Below are 21539 nucleotides of genomic sequence, written 5' to 3'. Positions count from 1 at the left end.
AGATAATCAGAAGAAACGAAGGCGAGGCAAGAATGGCTTATCCGGCACGGGGACGCGAACCGCTGTTCGACAGCGACATGCAGGCGGCGATCGAACGACGCGGCAAGGAGCTGGTGGGTCTCGCGCTGGTCGTCCTGGGCCTCATGGCGGGCGCGATGATCGGCTCCTACGCGCCGGACGATCCCTCCTGGATCGCGGCCACCGATGCGCCGGTCGAGAACTGGATGGGCCGCTTCGGCGCGGCGATCTCGGCGCCGCTCTACATGATCGTCGGGCGCGGGGCCTGGGCGATCCCCATGGTGCTCATCGCCTGGGGCGCGCGGCTGCTTCTGCACCGGGGTGAAGAGCGCGCCGCGACCCGGGCGATCTTCGCACCGATCTGGATCGCGCTTCTGTCGATCTTCGCCGCGGGCCAGGCGCCCGGGGCAGACTGGACCCACAGCTTCGGCATGGGCGGGCTTTTCGGCGACATGGCCATGGGCGCGGTTCTGACCTTCCTGCCGCTAGGCGCCGGGGCCTCGCTGAAGCTGGCCATGGTGGTCTTCGCCGTGGGCATCGTGGCCTTCGGGGCCTTCGTCCTGGGCTTCACCCGCGACGAGCTTTCGCGCCTCGGGCGCAGCGCGCTGATCGGGCTGATCATGGGCTATGCCGCGCTTCTGAAGCTCTTCGGCCGGGGCGCCGCCGGGGCCATGCAGGGCGCGCGCGCCATGCAGGAGGCCCATGCCGCCCGCCGCGCCGCCCGCGAGGACATGCTCATCGACGAGGACGACGACGCCGCCTGGGATGTGCCCGAGGACCAGCCCCGCAGCCAGCGCGTGGTGCGGGCCGAGCCGACCTTCGGCGCCCCGCGCGCGGTGCAGGGTGAGGAGGCCTACGAGGCCCCCGCTCGCGAACCCGAGCGCCAGGGCTTCCTCGCCCGGCTGATGCCGGGCCGCGGCTCGGACGACCTCGAGCCCGAGCTGATCGAGCCCGATCTGGCCCCCGACGCCGAGATGCCCGAGGGCTCGCGCGTGCAGGCCAAGATCGCCGACGCGGTGCGCAACAAGCTGCGCCGCGCGCCCGAGGCCCGCGCCCCCGAGGACACGCCGCTGACCCGCGGTCGGGGCCGCCGCCCCGATCCGCTGATCTATGCGCCCGCGCCGGTGGGCCTGCGCCCCGAGCCGCCGCTGACCGCCCGCGACGGCGGCGAGGCGGGCGACGAGGCGCCGGAGGATTTCGCCGAGGACAGCGCGCCTGCGCAGGGCCGCGTGCTGAGCCGCGGCATCCCCAAGGCCGAGCCGCTGCCCGAGGACCGCTTCGTCGCGGTCGAGGACGAGGATGACGACGGCTACGGCGAGGATTACGGCTATGGCTACGGCTACGACGCGGGCCCCGAGGAGGCGCAGCAGACCGCCGCGCCCGCGCGCCCCGCGGTCCCCGTGGCCCAGCCCAAGAAGGTCGTGGAACACAGCCCGCGCAAGCAGGTGCAGCCCTCCAAGCGCGCCCGCGCCGAGGCCCAGCCGAGCCTCGCCTTCGAGGACCGCGTGGCCGATTTCGAGCTGCCGCCGCTGTCGCTTCTGACCAACCCCGCCAAGATCGAGCGGCTGCATCTTTCCGACGAGGCGCTGGAAGAGAACGCCCGGATGCTCGAGACCGTGCTCGACGACTACGGCGTGAAAGGCGAGATCGTCAGCGTCCGTCCCGGCCCTGTGGTCACCATGTACGAGCTGGAGCCCGCCCCGGGCCTCAAGGCGAGCCGCGTGATCGGCCTGGCCGACGATATCGCGCGCTCCATGTCGGCGCTTTCGGCGCGGGTTTCCACCGTGCCGGGCCGCTCGGTGATCGGCATCGAGCTTCCGAACGACAACCGCGAGATGGTCTCCTTCCGCGAGATCCTGTCGTCGCGGGCCTATGGCGACGGCAACCAGCGCCTGCCGCTCGCGCTGGGCAAGGACATCGGCGGTGACCCGGTGGTGGCGAACCTCTCGAAGATGCCGCACCTCCTGATCGCGGGCACCACGGGCTCGGGCAAGTCGGTGGCGATCAACACGATGATCTTGTCGCTCCTCTACAAGCTCACGCCCGACGAATGCCGGTTGATCATGATCGACCCGAAGATGCTGGAGCTTAGCGTCTACGACGGCATCCCGCACCTCCTGAGCCCGGTCGTCACCGACCCCAAGAAGGCCGTCGTGGCACTGAAATGGGTCGTCGGCGAGATGGAGGACCGCTACCGCAAGATGTCCAAGATGGGCGTGCGCAACATCGACGGCTACAACGGCCGCGTCGAGGAGGCCCAGAAGAAGGGCGAGATGTTCTCGCGGACGGTGCAGACCGGCTTCGACGACGAGACCGGCGAGCCGGTCTTCGAGACCGAGGAATTCGAGCCCCGGAAGATGCCCTATATCGTCGTGATCGTCGACGAGATGGCCGACCTGATGATGGTCGCGGGCAAGGAGATCGAAGCCTGCATCCAGCGCCTCGCGCAGATGGCGCGGGCCTCGGGCATCCACCTGATCATGGCCACGCAGCGGCCCTCGGTCGATGTCATCACCGGCACCATCAAGGCGAACTTCCCCACCCGGATCTCCTTCCAGGTGACCTCGAAGATCGACAGCCGCACGATCCTGGGCGAGATGGGCGCCGAGCAGCTCCTGGGCATGGGCGACATGCTCTACATGGCCGGCGGCGCGCGGATCACCCGGTGCCACGGGCCCTTCGTCTCGGACGAGGAGGTCGAAGAGGTGGTGAACCATCTCAAGGCCTTCGGGCCGCCCGATTACGTCGGGGGCGTGGTCGAGGGCCCGGCCGACGAGAAGGCCGACAACATCGACGCGGTGCTGGGGCTGAACACCGGCGGCAACACCGGCGGCGAGGATGCGCTTTACGACCAGGCTGTGGCGATCGTCATCAAGGACCGGAAGTGCTCGACCTCCTACATCCAGCGCAAGCTGGGCATCGGCTACAACAAGGCCGCGCGCCTGGTGGAGCAGATGGAGGAAGAGGGCGTCGTCTCGGCCGCCAACCACGTCGGCAAGCGCGAGATCCTGGTGCCCGAACAGGCGTGACCGCCCCCGCGGGGACCTGGTTGCCGGGACATATCAAGGGCTTGGCCCCCCTCCCCTGCCGGGTGGGGGGCTTTTCTTTGCGCGCGGTCCTGTCCGGGGCTTCAGCGGGCCTCCGCCGATCGCGGGGCGCCGGGAACCGCCGTCGTGAAGGCGGCGTTTCGGAGCCATGACAGCGGCCAAGGCAACACCCGATGCAGAGGACCTCAAGGCGCTCGCCGCCCCCGGCGGGACCGAGGTCTGCGACGTCGTCGTGCACCTGCGCGAGCGCGTCTCCGAGGACGAGGCGCGGCGCGACAGCGTGACCCTGGGCGACGTGGTGCGCGCCATCGGCGAGCGCGGCTTCGGGCCGATCTTCCTGGTGCTCTCGGCGCTGATCCTGACGCCGCTCGGCGGCATTCCCGGCGTGCCCACGGTGACCGCCACGGTCATGGCCATCGCCGCGCTCCACCTTCTGGCGGGCAGCGATCACATCTGGACCCCGCGCATCCTGCGCGAGCGCCCGGTGCCCGACCGCCGGCTCTGCCAGGCGCTTGACCGGCTGGAGCCTTTCGCCGAGCGCATGGACCGCTGGTTCGGCCAGCGCTTCACCGCCTTCGCGGGGCAGGGCGCGCGGCGGCTGGCGGCGCTGGTGATCCTGGCCCTCTGCCTGACCGTGCCGCCGCTCGAGCTGGTGCCTTTTGCCGGGGTGATCCCGATGATCGGCATCTTCATCTTCGGCCTGGCGATCACCGCGCGCGACGGCGCGCTGATGATCCTCGGCCTCGCCGCGGCGGTGCCGGCGCTGATCGGCGCACCCTTGCTGCTTTTATCACAATGAAATCCTGCGCTATCGCATAACGCGCGGGCCCGGCCCATATCCGCCTTCAGGTTCACATCGTGCAAAAGGACGACATTCCGATGCGTTTTTCCGCCTTCATCGCCGCGCTCGGCCTCGGGCTTCTCACCGCCGGCCAGGCCGCCGCGGACAAGCTGTCGCTGAACGAGATTTCAAACTACCTCAACGGCATCCGCACGGCCGAGAGCGACTTCACCCAGATCAACGCCGACGGCACGATCTCGACCGGGGACCTGGCGCTGTCGCGGCCGGGCAAGATGCGCTTCGACTACAACCCGCCCGAGCAGGCGCTGGTCATGGCCGGGCGCGGCACGGTGGTGATCATCGACAAGAAGGTCGGCGGCCAGCCCGAGACCTACCCGCTGAACCAGACGCCGCTGTCGATCATCCTGGCCTCCAACGTGAACCTCGCGCAGGACGGCATGGTGGTCGCGCATGACTACGACGGCACCGCGACCATCGTCACCGCGCGCGACCCCAAGCGGCCGGAATACGGGACCATCCAGATGAAGTTCACCGACGAGCCGGTGGAACTGAAGCAATGGGTGGTGACCGACCAGGACGGCCAGAAGACCACCGTGGTTCTGGGCGCGCTGCAGAAGAAGGAGCTGCCGAACTCCCTCTTCAACATCGACCGCGCCGTGGCGGAGTCGAACTGAGGACGGACCTCTAGGGCAAAGGGCGCGCGCAGGTCCGGGGGCCGGCGCCGCTGCTTTTTGAGCTGGGTGCGTTATGGCTGCAAGGTCAGGGCTGGCGCAGACCTAAGCGCGCCACCCGCAAGAGCGCCGGCCCAAGGGGCCGGTCCGGCGCGCGCCCGGCGCCTGCGGCGCTGTTCGGGCGCAAGTTGGTGATTGGTGGCTAGAGAGATCGCCGAACTGACGGGTTACAGAGGGCGGCCCTCAAGCCGCCCCCGCTTACCCCGCAAGCCTCACCGCGCGTGGCGGCAGCCCACGAGTTGCGCCTGGTAGGTCGTCGAGCGCTGCCCGACCTCGTCGGCCACCCGCAGGAGCCAGGACTTGGCGTTGTAGCTGCCCCGCCGATAGCCGGTCCGGCCCTCGTGATAGGCGAGATACTGGTTCCGCGCGTCCCAGGTCGAGATCCCCAGCTCGCGCTGGGTCTGGGCCATGTACCAGCCCATGAAATCCGTCGCATCGCGGATGTCGTCGCGCTGGGTGCGGCGGCCGCCGTGCTGGTCCTGGTATTCCTTCCAGGTCCCGTCGAGCGCCTGGCTGTAGCCGAAGGCCGAGCTTTGCCGGCCCACGGGGATCACCCCCAGGGAATAGCGGAACGGCGTGCGCGCATCGCCGATAAACTTGCTTTCCTGGTAGATCGTCGCCATCTGCACATGGACGGGCACGCCCCATTTGCGCTCGGTGGCGCGGAAGGCGCGGATGTAATGCGGGCGTTCGCGAAGGATGGCGCAGGCATCGTCCAGGTTTGACGGCGCGGTCTTGGGGCCGCCGCCCCCGCAGGACGCCGCCAGCAACACGATCACGAGCGCGCGAAAGAAACTGCTCATCTGCCTCTCGCTCTGTCTGGCCGTTTGGGCTCTTGGCAGGCAGTCTAGCCGATCGGGCCGGGCGATGAAATCACAAACCCCGAAACCCGCGAGAGGGGGGTTGCAACCGGCGGGATGCCGCCCGATGTGGAGGCAAATGTCAGACCCGGCCGCTTTGTCCGACTCACCTGCACAGAGTGTTTCCGGCGAAAATGCGGCGAAAAAATGGACAAACTGGCGCGCGGAGCGCTAGCTTTGCGGTCAAGAGGTATAGGCCAATGTACACACAACGCGCGAAATACAAGCTCGGCCAGGTCGTTCGGCACCGCAAACACCCCTTCCGCGGGGTGGTCTTCGACGTCGACCCGGAATTTGCCAATACCGAGGAATGGTACCAGTCGATCCCCGAGGACAGCCGCCCGATGCGGGATCAGCCCTTCTACCACCTCCTGGCGGAAAACGACCAGAGTTTCTACGTCGCCTATGTGTCGGAGCAGAACCTGGTCGCGGATTACTCCGGCGAGCCGGTCGACCATCCCGACATCTCCGAGCTTTTCGGCCAGTTCACCGATGGCTCCTACGAGCCGCAGTTCCAGATGAACTGAGCGCCGGGGGCGCGGGCGTGAGGCGCCGCGCTTTGGCCTGCTGCGCGCCACGCGTCTGCGCATGGAGCGGAGACCCAAGCCTTCCGCCCGAAGCTGTCCCGAGAAAATCCCGCTGATGTTTCCGCCGGGCGCCCCGTCTCAGGGCGCCCGATCTTGTCTCTGACGGCGCGGCGCCTCAGGCGCCGATCACCTCGAGATAGCGGTCGATCTCGGCGTCCTCGATGGACCAGTCGCAGACGAAGCGCGCCTTGACCGGCTCTTCTGGGTCGCCCTCGGCGATGTCGCCCATGCAGTAGTAATAGGCGCCCGCCTCGAAGGCCCGGGCGTGCAGCTTCCGCGGCAGCCGCGCGAAGATCATGTTGACCCGCGGGTCGCCCTCGATCTTGCCCACCTTCTGCAGGCCCGCCAGAAGCCGCGTCGACTTGGCGTTGGCGGTCCGCGCCAGTTCGGCCCAGAGGTCATCGGCCAGATAGGCCTGCATCTGCGCGGTCAGGTAGCGGTGCTTGGAGAAGAGATGCCCGCCGCGCTTGCGGCGCAGCTCGAACTCGCGGGCCTTCTCGGGGTCGAAGAAGATCACCGCCTCGACGCCCATGAGCCCGTTCTTGGTGCCGCCGAAGACCGCCACGTCGACGCCGGACTTCCAGGTCATCTCGGCCGGGGTGCAGCCCAGGGCGACGCAGGCATTGGCGAAGCGCGCCCCGTCGAGATGCACCGGCAGGCCGAACTCGCGCGCCACGCCGGTCACCGCGCGCAGATCGTCTAGGCTGTAGATATTGCCCTTCTCGGTCGCCTGGGTGATCGAGACCGGCCCGCGCTGCGCGTTGTGCACCGAGCCACCCGAGCCGCCGATCGCGCGGCGCAGGACCGAGGGCTCGAAGCGGTCGCTCTCGCCCACCAGCGTCAGCTTGGCGCCGCCGGTGTAGAACTCGGGCGCGTTGCACTCGTCTTCCTCGATATGGGCGGGCGGGGTGCAATAGACCGTGTCGAAGGGCTGGGCGTAGCAGGCCAGCGCCAGGCAGTTCGCCACGGTGCCGGTGGCCACCAGGTAGACCGCCGCCTCGGGCGCCTCGAAGAGGTCGCGGAGCTGCTGGGTGACCTCTTCGGTCAGCGGATCGGTGCCATAGCCCTTGGCGTGACCTTCGTTGGCGCGGGTCAGCGCCTCGAGCACCTGCGGCGGCACCGGGCCGGAATTGTCGGAGGCAAAGAACATGGCGGCTCTCCTTTAGTGGGGTTCGTCGATGATGTGGTCTTCCCAGTCGTCGTCATCGACCTCGAACTCGGGAACGGTCATGCCCCGGACCGAGACGCCGGCTTCGTGCACGCTGTCCGCGCGGCCCGAGATCAGCGGGTGCCAGTCGTAGAGCCCCCGCCCTTCCCAGAGCAGCCGGTAGGCGCAGGTCCGGGGCAGCCAATAGGCGTGCTGCTCGATGGTCTTGGGGCTGAGCACGATGCATTCCGGCACGAAGCTGTGGCGGGTCTCGTATTGGCCGCAGCGGCAGCTGGCGTCGTCGAAGAGCCGGCAGGCGACGCGGGTCAGGGCGACCTCGCCGCTGTCCTCGTCCTCGATCTTGTTGAGGCAGCATTTGCCGCAGCCGTCGCAGAGCGCCTCCCATTCCGGGGCGCTCATCTTCGAGAGCGATTTGGTCTCCCAGAAGCGGGGCGCGAGGCCGCTCCGGTCGATCGGGTCGCGGTCGCTCATGTCTCGGCCAGCACCGACCGGGCGCGGGTGCAGTCGTCGTCCATCTGGGTGATCAGCGCCTCGAGGCTGTCGAAGCGTTCCTCGGGGCGCAGGAAATCCACCAGCCCGACCGAGAGCCGCGCGCCGTAGAGGTCGCCTTTGAAGTCGAAGAGATAGGTCTCGATGTTGGCCTGGTTCTCGCCGAACATCGGGCGGATGCCGACCGAGGCGGCGCCGTGGTAGCTGCCGCGATGCGGCCCGTCGAGCACGTCGACCATGACAGCATAGACCCCGAAGCGCGGCGGATGCAGTCCGTCGATGGACATGTTTGCGGTGGGATAGCCCAGCTCGCGGCCGCGCTTCTCGCCGTGCAGGACCGGGCCCTCGATCCGATGCCAATGGCCCAGGAGCGCCTTGGCGTCGCGCGGGCGGCCCTCGCTCAGCGCTTCGCGGATCGCGGTCGAGGAGACCTGCCCGCCGGCGCCTTTGAGTAGCGGCGCCACGGTCACGCCGAAGCCCATGGCCTCACCGAAGAGGATCAGGTCCTCGGCGCCGCCCGCGCGGCCCTTGCCGAAGCGGAAATCCGCGCCGACCACCACATGCGAGAGGCCCAGCCCCTCGGCCAGCACCTCGCGGGCGAAGGCCTCGGGGGTGAGCCCGGCGAGGCCTGCGTCGAAGGGCAGCTCGAACAGCGTCTCGACGCCGATCTTCTTCAGCCGCGAGGCGCGCGCCGCGGCCGAGGTCAGCCGGAAGGGCGGGGCCTCGGGGGCGAAGAACTCGCGCGGATGCGGCTCGAAGGTCAGAACGCCCAGCGGCGCCTCGGGCGCGGCCTGGCGCGCCAGGTCCAGCACCGTGCGGTGGCCGCGATGCACGCCGTCGAAATTGCCGATCGCCGCGCTTGCGCCGCGGGCGTCCTCGGGAATCTGCCTGTGATCGCGGTAGATGCGCATGGCCCGCACTTAGCCCCGCGCAGGGGGTGGCGCAAGGCGGGCCCGACGCTCAGTCGAACTTGCGCGTGGGGGCAAGCACCGTGGCCTCGCCGATCAGGACCTTCTTGCCGTCGACGGCGCAGTGGCATTCCAGCGTGACGCGGCGCTTGCCGACCTCGATGCCGGTCACCTTGACCTCGGCATGGACAAGATCGCCGGGCCGCACCGGGGCCAGGAACTTCAGCGTCTGGCTCATGTAGACGGTGCCATGGCCGGGCAGCTGCTCGCCGATCACCGCCGAGACGAGCCCCGCGGTCAGCATCCCGTGGGCGATGCGGCCGCCGAAGATCGTGTCGCGGGCGTAGCCGTCATCGAGGTGCACCGGGTTCCGGTCGGTGGAGACATCGGCGAATTTCTCGATATCGGCGTCGGTGATCTCCTTCTGGAGATACCGGGTCATGCCCATCTCGATGTCCTCGATCGGGATCGTGCCCCGCGGCTGATTGTCCAACACTGTGGCCTCCGGATTCACCCTGCCCGCGCGCGAGCAACAAATTGCCCTCACCGGGCGTGTATCCGGCAACAATATTACTTTGCAGGTGCAGAAATCAACCCCCGGCGCGAGGGTGGGGCGGGGCTTGTGGGCGGTGGTGGTCGCAGGGTCGAGATGCCCGCGTCGGGCAGCGGGACGATCCCGGGCCGGGATCGCCGCGCGCAAGGCGGGGACGACCGCGCGAAGCGGTACGGATCACCCCAGCGCAAGTTTCCCGCCCCCCGGCCTGCCAGACCGGGGGGCGGAGCCTCAGCGCAGGTAGCCGATGGCGAAGCTCGGAGAGATGCCCTCGCGCGCGAGGTAGTCGCGCAGCGCCTTGGGGTCGGGCTGCTCCTCGGTACGCGTCTCCGCCGCCGCGAGCCCGCCGGTGATGAAGAGCGAATCGATGTCTTCGCCCATCGCGCCGGTGATGTCGGTCTGCGGCCCGTCGCCCACCGCCAGGATCGCCGCGTCGCCGGGCACCGTGCCGAGCGCCGCGAGCCGGGTCCGCGCGAGGTCGTAGATCGGCGGATGCGGCTTGCCGAAATAGAGGCTTTCGCCGCCCATCTCGGTGTAGAGTCGCGCCAGCGCGCCCGCGCACCATTCCCGCCGCTCGCCGCGGTCGACCACGATGTCGGGGTTGGCACAGAGGAGCTTCAGCCCCTTCTGCTTGGCGTAAAGGAACTCCGGCCGCATGACCTCGGGTTCGGCATGCGGGTCGAAGGGGCCGCAGCAGACGATGCCCTCGGCCTCTTCCAGCGGCACGCGCTGGATGTCGAGCGGGTCCGAGATGATCTTCAAGGGCTCGAAGAAGCTCTGGTCGTGGTCCTCGCCGATGAAATAGACCTTGCGGCCCACCGCCCCCTGGAACATCGCCGCGCGAGCGGAATCGCCCGAGGTGGCGATCGTGTCCCAGGCGTCGTCGGGCACGCCGAGCTTGGCGATCTGCCGGGCGACGCTGTCGCGCGGGCGCGGCGCATTGGTCAGAAGCACCACTGTGCCGCCGGTCGCGCGGAAGGCCTGCAGCGCGGTCACCGCGTCCTCATGGGCGCGCAGCCCGTCGTGCACGCAGCCCCAGAGGTCCACGAAAAGCGCCTCGTAGCGCGCGGAAATGTCGGACAGCTGCCGGATGATCTCGGTCATGGGGTGTCTCCGGCGCGCACCCCCCGCGGCGCGCGCATGATCTGGCCGGACCGGTGCGCGGGGGTGCGGGGGACGCCAAGGCCCCCCGCCCGCAGGTCGGCGTTACGCCTTGAGGTTCGGGATGATCTGCTTCTTGCGGCTCATCACGCCGGGCAGGACCACGGTGTCGCCCGCGACCTGGGTGTCGAAGCTCTTCTCGGCGATGGTCTTCACCCGGTCGTTCGGCACCAGGAGGGTGGCTTCCTCGTTCAGGATGTCGACGACGAAAAGCGTCACCTCGTCGACGCCGTCCTCGGCGGCCACATCCGTCATCGAGGCCATCAGGCTCTCCTTGCGCGACAGCACCTGCTCGGGTGCCGTGGTCTCGAGGACCGAGACCCGCAGCTTCACGCCGTCCACGGTGTATTCCTTGGAATCCATGCGGATCAGCTCGGCGTCCGAGAAGGCCGAGACGTCGGATTTCGCGGCAAACATCTCGGCGGCATAGGCCGGGATCTCGAGCCCCAGGTCCTCGGCCAGCGCATGGGCGACGGCCTTGTCTTCCTGGGTGGTCGTGGGCGAGCGGAATTCCAGCGTGTCGGACAGGATGCAGGTCAGCATCGCGCCCTTGATGGCCTTGGGCGCCTGCGCCATGTCCTTGCCGATCATCTTCCACATGATCGTGGCGGTGCAGGCCAGCGGCTCGATGCGGATCTCGATCGGGCCCTTGGTCTCGAGCCCGCCGACCAGCCTGTGGTGGTCGATGATGCCGCGGATGTCGGCGGAATTGACCGAGGCCGGCAGTTCGGCGGGGTTGTTGGTGTCGACGATCACCACCGGTGCGTCGGCTTCAACGTCGGCGATGATCTCGGGCTTCTCGAAGCCCCAGCGCTCGAGCATGAAGGCGGCCTCGGTGTTCGGCTCGCCGAGCAGCACGGGCTTGGCCTCTTCGCCACGGATCTCGTTGAGATACCACGCCCAGATGAGCGGGCTGCCGGTGGAATCGGTGTCGGGCGATTTATGGCCGAAAACCTGAAGCGTCATGATCGTCCTCGTAAGCGTTTGGCGATGTCGCGCGCCTTATAGGGGCGGGCGCGGGGGTTGTCACCCGGGCGCGGACCGCCGCCCCGGGGCCTCAGTCGTAGACGCGTTCGCCGAAGATCGCGGAGCCGACGCGGACATGGGTCGCCCCGAAGGAGATCGCCTCTTCGAAGTCGCCCGACATGCCCATCGACAGGCCGGAAAGCCCGTTCCGCTCGGCCAGTTTCGCCAAGAGCGCGAAGTGCAGCGAGGGCGTCTCTTCGACCGGCGGAATGCACATCAGCCCTTTGACCGGCAGCTGCATCTCGCGGCATTCGGCCAGGAAGCCGTCGACATCGGCGGGCGCGATGCCGGCCTTCTGCTCTTCCTCGCCGGTGTTCACCTGCACGAACAGATCGGGGCACTGCCCCGTCTCCTCGGCGATGCGCGCGATGCTGCGCGCGAGCTTCGGGCGGTCGACCGAATGGATGGCGTCGAAAAGCTCCATCGCGCGGCGGGTCTTGTTCGATTGCAGCGGCCCGACAAGATGCAGCCGGGTCTCTGGGAAGCGGGCCTGGAAGTCGGGCCATTTGCCCTCGGCCTCCTGCACCTTGTTCTCGCCGAAGACGCGGTGGCCTTCCTCGAGCACGGCCTCGACCCGGGCGTTGGGCTGGACCTTCGAAATGGCGATCAGCTCGACCGAACCGGCGCTGCGGCCGGCGGCCTCCTCGGCCTTGCGGATGCGGGTGGTGATGTCGCTCAGTCCCATGGATCGTCTCCCCAGGCCTCGATGAAGGGGGCCAGCTGGTGGGCGTGTTTCTCCCAGGCCGCGCGGCGGCCGGCGTGGATCGGCTCGCGCACCTGCGCGACCGAGAGGGTCTTCACCGCGCCGCCCGATTCGTGGAAGCGCAGGCAGCCGTCTTCCCAGTCGAGCCCTGCGGCGGCGACGAGGCGCGGGGCCTCGGTGTCGGGGGCGGAGACCAGGTCCTCGTAGCGGAATTCCTGGATGCGGTCGCCGAGCCGGCCCTTCCAGTAGGTGACGCTGGCGCGGAAGTCCTTGATGACGCCCGCGATGTCGCCCAGGTCGTTGGCGTAGCGATGCGTGCCCGTCGCGAAGTGGTTGCGGTAGATCGAGAGCGCGATGTCGCGCGGATCGCGGTGGATCACGATGAACCGTGCGCCGGGCAGGGCGCGGGCGAGGTAGCCGTAGACCAGGTGGCTCTGGATCGACTTGTCGGTGAAGACCCCGGTCTGTGCCCCGGTGTCGCGCCGCGCCAGCGTCAGATAGGCCCGCGCGAGGTCGCGGATCTGCGTCTCGCTGGCGCTGCGGAGCGGCGCGAGGCGGCCCTGGGCGGTGAAGGACTTCCAGACCAGTTTCAGCGCATGGGCCAGCTCGCCCCCGGCGGCGGCCTGGCTGTGCGCGCCGATGATCTGTTCGGCGAGCGTCGTGCCCGAGCGCGGCAGCCCGGTGACGAAGACCGGGCGGGGGTCTGCCGCCTCGCCTAAAGGCGTCAGGTCGGCGCCCTCCTGCGCGGCGCGGATCGCCTGCTGCTCGGCGCGCCGCGCCTCGACGTCATAAGGCGCGAGCTTGCGTTGCAGGCGGTTGGCGCGGGCCAGCTCGTCGAAGGCGGTGTCGTGCTCGCCGAGATCGAAGCGCGCCTTGGCCATGGCGAAATGCCCCTGCACCCGGGCCTCGCCGCTGACCTGGCTGTGTCGCAGCGCCTGGCCGAGGCTCTTGAGCGCCGGGTCGTCGGCCTTCAGCTTCGCCGTTGCGAAGAACATCCGGTAAAGCGCGCCTTCGCGCGGGTGTTTCGCCAGGAGTTTGCGGAAGATCGTCTCGGCCTCGGCGAAGCGCCCGATGCGCTGGAGGTAGAGCGCCTTGTCGGCGCGCGGCTTGATCTGCCCCGGGGCCTTGGCGATCAGCCGGTCGAAGGCCGCCAGCGCATCCTCGGGCCGGTCGGCGCGGGCATAAGCCTCGGTCGCCTCCTGCAGGAGCGCGGGCTCATCAGGCTTCTTGGCAAGGGCGCTGTCGAGATGCCGGGCCCGGGCGGCTCTGTCGCCTTCCAGATGCGCCAGGCGCGAGAGCTGGAACTGGATTTCCGGCTGGTCGGGATGCGCGCGGTCGAGGGCGGCGAAGGTGCTGCGCGCCTCGGTCAGCCGCCCCGCCTGCAGCGCCGCGAGCCCCGCCTGGTAGCGGGCGGCGGCGGGATTTGCGGTGCGGGATTGGGGCGCGCGCGACATGGCTTCGGTCTAAGCCGCCCCCGCACAAAAGAAAAGAGCGGGCCCGAAGGACCCGCTCTTCCGTCCAAATCTCCGTGGGGAGATTAGAAGGACATCTTCGCGCCGAGCGAGAAGGTGTCGAAGTCTTCGGTCGCGCCGCCGAAGCCGCCGATCTCGTCTTCGCTGGACCAGCCGTAGCCTGCGCGCAGCGAGATGCCGCCGCCCAGGTCGTAGACGGTTGCGAGGCCCCAGCCGCTGGTCTGGTCGCCGTCGAGCTCGTACTGGCCGTAGTTGAAGCCGATGGCCAGAGCGTTCATCTCGTAGCCGATGCCGAGACCGGTGTGGGTCGCGTCGTCGGAAACGCCGTCGATGTCCCAGTTGCTCACGGTGGCGCCCAGGGTCAGGCCGTTGGCGAAGCCGCCGGTGACAGCGAACGAGGTGACCGCCCGGTTGTCTTCCTGCTTCTGGTAGCCGAGGCCGACGTTCATGTCGATGCCCGACACGTCAGCTGCGTAGCTGACACCAACGCCGATGACCGGCTCGTCGCCTGCGCCGTTTGCGTCCTGCTCAGCGGAGAGCGAGAAGACGGCTGCGCCGAAGGCGTAGTCGAAGCGTGCGATCTGGCCGTCGCCGCCGGCGCCGTCGAGGATCGCGCCGTTGTCGAAGCCGTTGTGCGCGGTTTCGTCGTCAGCAAGCGAGCCGCCTGCCAGCGCCATTTCCGGAACGCGTGCGTCGAGTGCGCCGTCGGTGTCGCCCATGGTCAGGGTCGCGCCGCCGAAGGACACGAAGATCGACTCGCCGCCCTGCACGTTCGGGTCGAACGCGTCGGAGTCGCCGTTCACGGCGCAGGTGGTGCCGGCAGCGTTGTCGCCCAGGCCAACAGCGTCGTCGCAGGTGGAGTCGGCGCCGTCGGACTCGTCGAGGTCGATCGACGCGCCGAAGGTCAGGCCGTTGTCGGCTTCACCGGACATGGTGAAGGTGACGTCGACGTCGGTGAAGAACTGAGTATCGATGTCCTCGCCGCCGTAGATACCCATCTCGGCGGAGCCCGACAGAGCCACATCGGCTTGGGCAACCCCGGCGGTAGCAACCAGCGCGGTGGATGCAAGAAGAAGCTTTTTCATTGTTTCCCTCATGTGTTCGTAAGGCACATACCAATCCGGATGCCCCGGCCTTGATGCGGTCTCTATGCGCCGTCGGGGGCTGGCCTTGCAAGCGGCGGCGGGACGGCCTCGGGAACATCTCGTTCCATGATGCACATTTGCCACAAAGCCGCCGCAGACGGGGCGGGGCGCTCCTGCAGGGGCCAAATGCTCCCATGAGCGCGGGGCATTGACCGCTTGTCGGGGGGCGACGCGGCCGTTAATGAGGTCTGCGACGAAACGGGCCGTAAGGGACGGGGGACATGGCAGGACTGCGCATCGCAAGAGGGCTCTGGCTCATTCCGGCGCTGGTGGCGCTGGCGGGCTGCGGCATGTTCCAGCGCAGCCCCGACGCGGCGCCGGTCGAGACCCGGCCTGCCCAGGAGATCCTCGACGAGGAAGTCTACGGCCGCGAGGGCCCGCCCGAGAGCACCATCTGGGACATCTTCCGCAACCGCGGCGACGCCCAGGACATCGGCGCGGTGAACCGCTACATCTGGAACGCCTCGCTCGAGACGCTGAATTTCCTGCCGATCGAATCGATCGACCCCTTCACCGGCGTCATCACCACCGGCTACGGCACGCCGCCGGGCGGCGGGCAGCCTTACCGCGCGACGATCTATGTCACCGACCCGGCGCTGGACGCGCGTTCGTTGAACCTGGCGCTGCAGACGCGCTCGGGCCCGGCCAGCGCGGCGACGGTGCTGGCGGTCGAGGATGCGATCCTGACCCGCGCGCGGCAGCTGCGGCAGCAGGATTCGCGCTTCTGATTCAGGTGCCCTGCGGGGGTGTGACGAGATTTTGGGAAAGCCCGCCGCCTCGGATCGAGAGTGGCGGGCTTTCTTTTGGGCGCCTGATGGAGGTGGCTTGAGCGGAGGGTGAGCGCGGGCGGCTTTCTCCGCCGCTAGGTGAGATCGCCCTCAGTCGCGGCGCACCTCCCCACGATCAAAGCCAAGCGGACTGCATTGCGCACGCGGCGCTGCCCAAGCACCCCACCTCAATCCTTCGGCAACCGACCCTTCTTCTTCGCCAGCTGCTCCACCCAGGCCAGATGCTGCGGCAGGCAGACCCGCCGCAGATCGTAGTGCCCGACAACATGCGCGCGCGCCGCGGCGCCGAGGCGGGCGCGGGCGTCGCCGTCCTCGAGAAGCGCCGTGACCTCGGTCAGCAGCGCCTCCTGGTCGAAGAAATCCACCAGCCGGCCCGTGACGTCATGGTCCAGCACCTCGCGCACCGGGGCCACGTCGCTGGCGACCACAGCCGCCCCCGCGCTCATCGCCTCGAGAAGCGACCAGCTCAGCACGAAGGGGTAGGTCAGATAGACATGCACCCGGCTGACCTGGATCACCGAGAGGAACCGCTCGTAGGAGACCCGGCCGAGGAAATGCACCCGCGCCCAGTCGGCTTCGGGGATCCGGTCGCGGACCTCCTCGATGAAGATCTCCTTCCAGCTCTTGCCCGAGGCCGAGCGCGACCCGTAGCTCACCCCGTCGCCGCCGAGCAGCACCACCTGCGCCTCGGGCCGGGCCTTCAGCAGCGAGGGCAGCATGCGCATGAAGACGTGGTAGCCCCGGTGCGGCTCGAGGTTGCGGTTGATGAAGGTCACCACCTCGTCGGCGCGGGTTAGCGCGCGGCCCTCGTCCAGGTCGAGCCACGCCTCGGGGTTCGGGCGCACCGCTTCGGTGTCGATGCCGTCGTGAATGACGCTCAATCGGTCCTGGAAGACCTCCGGGAAGGTGTCGGCCTGGAACCGCGTGGGCGAGAGGCCCGAATCCATGATCTCTTCGTGCATGCGGTTGTTGAAGTTCTTCAGCCGCAGCTTCAGCGGCTGGTCGGCCATGTTTTTCGGCGCGAACTCCGGGTCGAAGGCGGTGATCGCGGGGTCGGAGCTGTAGTAGAGCTCGCAGTAAAGGCCCAGGCGCGCCTCGGGCCAGACATCCTTCAGGAACAGGCTCTCGCCCCAGCCGTGATGGGCGAGGATCACGTCGGGGCTGAAGCCCTGGTCGCGCAGGGCCAGCGCGGCGCGGTAACAATAGGTCGCGCGCATCAGCTTGGTCTCGAAGTCGGCGGCCAGCGGGAAGACGCCCTTGGTCGAGCGGCCCTCGACCTTGTAGGGCAGCACGTCGACGCCCTTCCAGGTGGTGCGCTCCTTGACGCGCAGGGTCAGGGCGCGGACCTCGTGGCCGCGCGCCACCAGCGCCGGGGCGAGGTGCTTGTACTGGCCGGGAAAGTTCTGGTGGATGCAGAGGATCTTCATGCGCGCCTGTGATCGAAGCTGTCCCGGGGGCGGGCCCCCGCGCCCGATCTGACACGGCGCGCCCCGCCGCGCCAATCCTCGCGCGGCGGTTGGCGGGTGACCTGTGCCCATCCTGCCCGTTGGGCGGGCGTAGTGAGGGAAGTCATTGGTCGGGCGAGGGCCGGACTGCAGGCCGGAGCCCGGCGCTCGCACAGAGGAGAGGCGCAGGGCGGGGCGGAGACTTGGCCGCTGGCCGGGACGCGCGACGGGTCGCGGTGCAGACCTGGGCCTGAGCGGAGCGCGCGACAGCCGAGGGTAGAAGCCAAACCGGGAGCTGACCGGACCACGCGAAGCCCCAGGGGCAGGGGCCCAGCCGAGGCGCGCCCGGAGCCTCCCCGCCACGGCGCACCGCCCTCCGACCACCCCGGACCGCCAAAACCGCGACCCGGGCGCCCAAGGCCGCCGCCACGGTGGGCTGGACGCCGCCGCCCCCGCGCCCTATCACGCGGCCTGCAACACCCGACTGACAGCCGCTGGAAAAGGACGCCCCGATGTCGCGCTACAGCCCCGCCGAGATCGAGCCGAAATGGCAACAGGCCTGGGACGAGGCCGGAACCTTCGAGGCCCGGCGGTCGGACGACAAGCCGAAGTATTACGTCCTCGAGATGTTCCCCTATCCCTCGGGCCGCATCCACATCGGCCACGTGCGCAACTACACGATGGGCGACGTGGTGGCGCGCTACAAGCTGGCGACCGGCCACAGCGTGCTGCACCCGATGGGCTGGGACGCCTTCGGCATGCCGGCGGAGAACGCGGCCATGGCCTCGGGCGGGCACCCGAAGGACTGGACCTATTCCAACATCGCCGACATGCGCGGCCAGATGAAGCCGCTGGGCCTGTCGATCGATTGGAGCCGCGAGTTCGCCACCTGCGACCCGGACTACTACGGCCAGCAGCAGGCGCTGTTCCTCGACTTCCTGGAAAAGGGGCTGGTCTACCGCAAGAACGCGGTGGTCAACTGGGACCCGGTGGACATGACGGTGCTCGCCAACGAGCAGGTCGAGAACGGCCGCGGCTGGCGCTCGGGCGCGCTGGTCGAACGGCGCGAGCTGACCCAGTGGTTCTTCCGCATCTCCGACTATTCCGAGGAACTGCTCGAGGCGATTGAGGGGCTCGACGACTGGCCGGCCAAGGTCAAGGCCATGCAGGCCAACTGGATCGGCAAGAGCCGCGGCCTGCAGTTCGCCTTCTCGACCTCGGATGCGCCCGAGGGCTTCGACCGGATCGAGGTCTATACCACCCGGCCCGACACGCTCATGGGCGCGAGCTTCGTCGGCATCTCTCCCGACCACCCGCTGGCCCGGGCGCTGGAGCGCGACAACGACGAGATCGCCGCGTTCAACGCCGACTGCCGCCGCATGGGCACCTCGGAGGAAGAGCTGGAGACCGCCGAGAAGCGCGGCTTCGACACCGGCATCACCGTGCGCCATCCCTTCGACACCTCCTGGGAGCTGCCGGTCTATATCGCCAACTTCATCCTGATGGACTACGGCACCGGCGCGATCTTCGGCTGCCCGGCGCATGACCAGCGTGACCTCGAGTTCGCGCGGAAATACGAGCTGCCGGTCAGCACCGTCTACGCCCCCGCCATGGGCGAGGAGGGCACCTTCATCCTGCCCGAGGAGGGCGGCCCGGCCTATGTGCCCCCGAAGCAGGAAACCGTCCGCTACATCAAGGGCTTCGCCGGCGAGGAAGCGCAGACCGGAGAGCAGGGCGTCGATGCCGCCATCGCCTTCTGCGAGGAGAACGGCGTCGGCCAGGGCGTGACCAAGTTCCGCCTGCGCGACTGGGGGCTGTCGCGGCAGCGCTACTGGGGCTGCCCGATCCCGGTGGTGCATTGCGAGACCTGCGGCGTGGTGCCCGAGAAGAAAGAGAACCTGCCGGTGCGCCTGCCCGACGACGTCTCCTTCGACCAGCCGGGCAACCCGCTCGACCGGCACCCGAGCTGGCGCGACGTGAGCTGCCCCGCCTGCGGCGCGGCGGCCAAGCGCGAGACCGACACGATGGACACCTTCGTGGACAGCTCGTGGTATTTCGCCCGCTTCACCGCGCCCCGGGCCGAGACCCCGACCGACCTGGCCGAGGCGGAGTACTGGATGAACGTCGACCAGTATATCGGCGGCATCGAACACGCGATCCTGCACCTGCTCTACTCGCGCTTCTTCGCGCGGGCGATGCAGATGACCGGCCATTTGCCCGCGAAGTCGAGCGAGCCGTTCAACGCGCTCTTCACCCAGGGCATGGTCACCCATGCGATCTACAAGACCACCGGCGCCGACGGGCGCCCGGTCTACCACTACCCCGAGGACGTCGAGCTGAAGGACGGCAAGGCGCTCCTGCGCGCCGACGGCAGCGAGGTCGAGGTGATCCCCTCGGCCAAGATGTCGAAGTCCAAGAACAACGTCGTCGACCCGGTGGCGATCATCGGCCAATACGGCGCCGATACCGCGCGCTGGTTCGTCCTCTCCGACAGCCCGCCCGAGCGCGACGTGGAATGGACCGCCTCGGGCGCCGAGGCGGCCAACAAGCACCTCGCGCGGGTCTTCCGCATCGCCTCCGAGGCCGCGGCCTCCGAGGCGCCGGCCAAGCCCGGCGACGAGGACCTCCTGCGCGAGATGCACAAGGCGATCCACGATGTCACCCAGGGCATCGAGAGCTTCGGCTTCAACGCCGCCATCGCCCGGCTCTACGCCTTCACCAGCACCTTGTCGAAGGCCGAGGCGGGCGGCGAGGCCAAGCGCCAGGCGGCCCGCGCGCTGGCGCAGCTCATGTCGCCCATGACCCCGCATCTGGCCGAGGAGCTCTGGGCGCTCCTGGGCGGCGAAGGGCTGATCGCCAACGCGCCCTGGCCGGTCGCCGACGAGGCCATGATGGTCGAGGACACGGTGACCCTGCCGATCCAGGTCAACGGCAAGCGCCGCGCCGAGATCGCCGTGCCGAAGGACATGGACAAGGGCGAGGTTGAAAAGACCGCGCTGGCTCATCATGCTGTGGTCAAGGCGCTCGACGGCGCCGAACCGAAGAAGGTGATCGTGGTGCCGGGACGGATCGTGAATGTGGTCATCTGAACGCCGCCGCCTTCTGGCCGGCCTGGTGCTGGGCCTGGTGCTGGCCGCCTGCGGCTTCGCGCCGGCCTATGGGCCCACGGGCGGCGCCATGGCGCTGCAGGAGAGGATCCGCGTCGAGGCGCCGGACAACCGCAACGGCTACCTGTTGCGGCGGCGGCTCGAGGACCGGCTGGGCCGGGCTTCCGGGCCCTACAGGCTTGAAGTGACGATCCGCGCCGAGGAACAGGACTTCGGCACCACCTCGGCGGGCTTCACCACCCGGTTCCGCCTTGTCGGCACCGCGGGCTACCGGCTGCGCGACGCCACCGGCACGGTGATCGACGCGGGCCAGGTCGAGGAGTTCGTGGGCTATTCCGCCACCGGCTCCATCGTCTCGACCCCCGCCGCCCAGGCCGACGCGCAGGAGCGGCTGACCACGATTCTCGCCGACCGCATCGTCGAGGAGCTGATCTTCATGTCCGACCGGCTGCCGCCCGCGACATGAAGCTTTCGGCCCGCGACGCGCCCGCCTATTTCCGCAAGCCCGATCCCGAGGCCGCGGGGCTCCTGATCTTTGGCGAGGACGCCATGCGCGTCGCGCTGAAGCGCCAGGAGGTGGTGGCGGCGCTCCTCGGGCCGAACGGCGAGGAAGAGATGCGCCTCACCCGGATGTCCGGCGGCGATCTGCGCAAGGAACCTTCGCGGCTTCTGGATGCGATCAAGGCGCAGGGCTTCTTCCCGGGCCCCCGCGTGGCCTTCGTCGAGGAGGCCAATGACAACGCCGCCCCCGCGGTGATCGCCGCGCTCGAAGACTGGCGTCCGGGCGACGCGCAGATCGTGGTGACGGCGGGGCAGCTCAAGGCCTCCTCCAAGCTGCGCAAGGCCTTCGAGGGCCACAAGCGCGCCTATGCCGCGGGCATCTACAACGACCCGCCGAGCCGCGCCGAGATCGAGGCCGACCTCGAGCGCGCCGGGCTGACCGGCTTCGACCGCGCCGCCGGCGATGCGCTTTTCGCGCTGGCGCGCACGCTCGATCCCGGCGATTTCCGCCAGACCATCGAGAAGGTCGCGCTTTACAAGATCGGCGACGAGAGCCCGCTGAGCGCGGCGGAAGTGGCGCTCATGGCGCCGACCTCGACCGAGGCGGATGTCGACGAGATCCTGCATGTGGTGGCCGAGGGCCGCACCGACGAGATCGGCCCGGTGATGCAGCGCCTCGGCGCCCAGGGCACCAACGCGGTGACGCTGGTGATCATGGCGACCCGGCATTTCCGCGTGCTGCATGCCGCCGCCGCCGATCCCGGCGGGCCGCAGGCGGGCATGGGCCGGGCCCGGCCGCCGGTCTTCGGGCCGCGCCGCGACCGGATGATCCGCCAGGCCCAGGGCTGGGGCGGGCGCAAGCTCGAACAGGCGCTGACGATCCTGACCGACACCGACCTGTCGCTGCGCTCGGCGGGCCAGAAGGCCCCGCAGATGGCGCTGGTCGAACGCACGCTGATCCGGCTCGCGATGCTGGCGCGGCGCTGATCGGCGCTGGGTCGTCTCAGGCCGCCCCGGATCGGCGCTGT

Annotated in this window: 19 protein-coding genes; 8 read left to right on the top strand and 11 right to left on the bottom strand. The window is 69.1% G+C overall.

What is annotated here, in order from left to right; genetic code table 11:
• The first annotated feature begins 32 nt into the window (after window positions 1-32).
• From LR948_RS11750 to LR948_RS11740, 3 genes are all read left to right on the top strand, one after another.
• Window positions 33-3047, top strand: coding sequence for a DNA translocase FtsK (locus LR948_RS11750; RefSeq protein ID WP_232754219.1), 3015 nt, complete (start codon window positions 33-35; stop codon window positions 3045-3047).
• Between the two features lie 166 nt (window positions 3048-3213).
• Window positions 3214-3864 carry an exopolysaccharide biosynthesis protein gene (locus tag LR948_RS11745; protein ID WP_232754218.1) on the top strand — a complete coding sequence of 217 codons (651 nt, stop codon included), beginning with the start codon at window positions 3214-3216 and terminating at the stop codon, window positions 3862-3864.
• A gap of 80 nt (window positions 3865-3944) precedes the next feature.
• Window positions 3945-4541, top strand: coding sequence for an outer membrane lipoprotein carrier protein LolA (locus LR948_RS11740; RefSeq protein WP_232754217.1), 597 nt, complete (start codon window positions 3945-3947; stop codon window positions 4539-4541).
• Window positions 4542-4810: 269 nt separating this feature from the next.
• On the opposite strand, the gene LR948_RS11735 is transcribed toward LR948_RS11740, so the two are convergent.
• Window positions 4811-5401 (bottom strand): lytic transglycosylase, encoded by a 591-nt coding sequence (locus tag LR948_RS11735; protein ID WP_232754216.1) that lies wholly within the window; start codon window positions 5399-5401, stop codon window positions 4811-4813.
• Between the two features lie 257 nt (window positions 5402-5658).
• Between LR948_RS11735 and hspQ the strand changes: the two genes are divergently transcribed.
• The gene (hspQ, locus tag LR948_RS11730) at window positions 5659-5985 is read left to right on the top strand and encodes a heat shock protein HspQ (RefSeq protein ID WP_232754215.1); all 327 of its coding nucleotides are present in this window, start codon (window positions 5659-5661) and stop codon (window positions 5983-5985) included.
• A gap of 175 nt (window positions 5986-6160) precedes the next feature.
• Here the strand turns inward: hspQ and LR948_RS11725 are convergent, their stop codons facing one another.
• The 9 genes from LR948_RS11725 to LR948_RS11685 all read right to left on the bottom strand — a co-directional run bounded on the left by LR948_RS11725 (window position 6161) and on the right by LR948_RS11685 (window position 14610).
• Window positions 6161-7195 carry a low specificity L-threonine aldolase gene (locus LR948_RS11725; protein WP_232754214.1) on the bottom strand — a complete coding sequence of 345 codons (1035 nt, stop codon included), beginning with the start codon at window positions 7193-7195 and terminating at the stop codon, window positions 6161-6163.
• A 12-nt stretch (window positions 7196-7207) separates the two neighbouring features.
• On the bottom strand, window positions 7208-7684 hold the full coding sequence (locus tag LR948_RS11720; protein ID WP_232754213.1) for a YcgN family cysteine cluster protein: 477 nt from the start codon (window positions 7682-7684) through the stop codon (window positions 7208-7210).
• Window positions 7681-8613, bottom strand: a complete 933-nt coding sequence (locus LR948_RS11715) for a bifunctional riboflavin kinase/FAD synthetase (RefSeq protein WP_232754212.1) — start codon at window positions 8611-8613, stop codon at window positions 7681-7683. Before LR948_RS11715 ends, LR948_RS11720 begins: the two co-directional genes overlap by 4 nt.
• Before the next feature lie 49 nt (window positions 8614-8662).
• On the bottom strand, window positions 8663-9106 hold the full coding sequence (locus LR948_RS11710; protein ID WP_232754211.1) for a MaoC family dehydratase: 444 nt from the start codon (window positions 9104-9106) through the stop codon (window positions 8663-8665).
• 288 nt (window positions 9107-9394) lie between these two features.
• Complete coding sequence (locus LR948_RS11705; protein WP_232754210.1) at window positions 9395-10267, bottom strand: TIGR01459 family HAD-type hydrolase; 873 nt, start codon at window positions 10265-10267, stop codon at window positions 9395-9397.
• A 102-nt stretch (window positions 10268-10369) separates the two neighbouring features.
• The gene (locus tag LR948_RS11700) at window positions 10370-11290 is read right to left on the bottom strand and encodes a manganese-dependent inorganic pyrophosphatase (protein WP_232754209.1); all 921 of its coding nucleotides are present in this window, start codon (window positions 11288-11290) and stop codon (window positions 10370-10372) included.
• A gap of 91 nt (window positions 11291-11381) precedes the next feature.
• Complete coding sequence (locus LR948_RS11695) at window positions 11382-12035, bottom strand: YggS family pyridoxal phosphate-dependent enzyme (protein ID WP_232754208.1); 654 nt, start codon at window positions 12033-12035, stop codon at window positions 11382-11384.
• Window positions 12026-13507 carry a sulfotransferase gene (locus tag LR948_RS11690; RefSeq protein WP_232754207.1) on the bottom strand — a complete coding sequence of 494 codons (1482 nt, stop codon included), beginning with the start codon at window positions 13505-13507 and terminating at the stop codon, window positions 12026-12028. Before LR948_RS11690 ends, LR948_RS11695 begins: the two co-directional genes overlap by 10 nt.
• 83 nt (window positions 13508-13590) lie before the next feature.
• Window positions 13591-14610: a porin gene (locus LR948_RS11685; protein WP_232754206.1), complete on the bottom strand. Its 1020-nt coding sequence runs from the start codon at window positions 14608-14610 to the stop codon at window positions 13591-13593.
• A gap of 281 nt (window positions 14611-14891) precedes the next feature.
• On the opposite strand from LR948_RS11685, the gene LR948_RS11680 reads away from it, so the two are divergent.
• The gene (locus LR948_RS11680) at window positions 14892-15398 is read left to right on the top strand and encodes a DUF3576 domain-containing protein (RefSeq protein ID WP_232754205.1); all 507 of its coding nucleotides are present in this window, start codon (window positions 14892-14894) and stop codon (window positions 15396-15398) included.
• Between the two features lie 227 nt (window positions 15399-15625).
• Here LR948_RS11680 and LR948_RS11675 read toward each other — a convergent pair whose 3' ends face one another.
• Window positions 15626-16885: a glycosyltransferase gene (locus LR948_RS11675; RefSeq protein ID WP_232754204.1), complete on the bottom strand. Its 1260-nt coding sequence runs from the start codon at window positions 16883-16885 to the stop codon at window positions 15626-15628.
• Between the two features lie 530 nt (window positions 16886-17415).
• Here LR948_RS11675 and leuS point away from each other — a divergent pair.
• Genes leuS through holA form a run of 3 tightly spaced genes read left to right on the top strand, consistent with a single transcriptional unit; the run spans window position 17416 to window position 21498 of the window.
• Window positions 17416-19992: a leucine--tRNA ligase gene (gene leuS, locus LR948_RS11670; protein WP_232754203.1), complete on the top strand. Its 2577-nt coding sequence runs from the start codon at window positions 17416-17418 to the stop codon at window positions 19990-19992.
• Window positions 19979-20476: an LPS assembly lipoprotein LptE gene (gene lptE / locus LR948_RS11665; protein WP_232754202.1), complete on the top strand. Its 498-nt coding sequence runs from the start codon at window positions 19979-19981 to the stop codon at window positions 20474-20476. Before leuS ends, lptE begins: the two co-directional genes overlap by 14 nt.
• Window positions 20473-21498 carry a DNA polymerase III subunit delta gene (holA, locus tag LR948_RS11660; protein WP_232754201.1) on the top strand — a complete coding sequence of 342 codons (1026 nt, stop codon included), beginning with the start codon at window positions 20473-20475 and terminating at the stop codon, window positions 21496-21498. The genes lptE and holA overlap by 4 nt, the downstream gene beginning before the upstream one ends.
• Window positions 21499-21539 lie beyond the last annotated feature (41 nt).

Origin of the sequence: Roseivivax sp. GX 12232, assembly GCF_021272185.1 — a bacterium.
In the GTDB taxonomy this organism is placed as follows: domain Bacteria; phylum Pseudomonadota; class Alphaproteobacteria; order Rhodobacterales; family Rhodobacteraceae; genus Roseivivax.
Note: the sequence above shows the minus strand (reverse complement) of the source record. Positions and strands in the feature narration are given on the sequence as shown.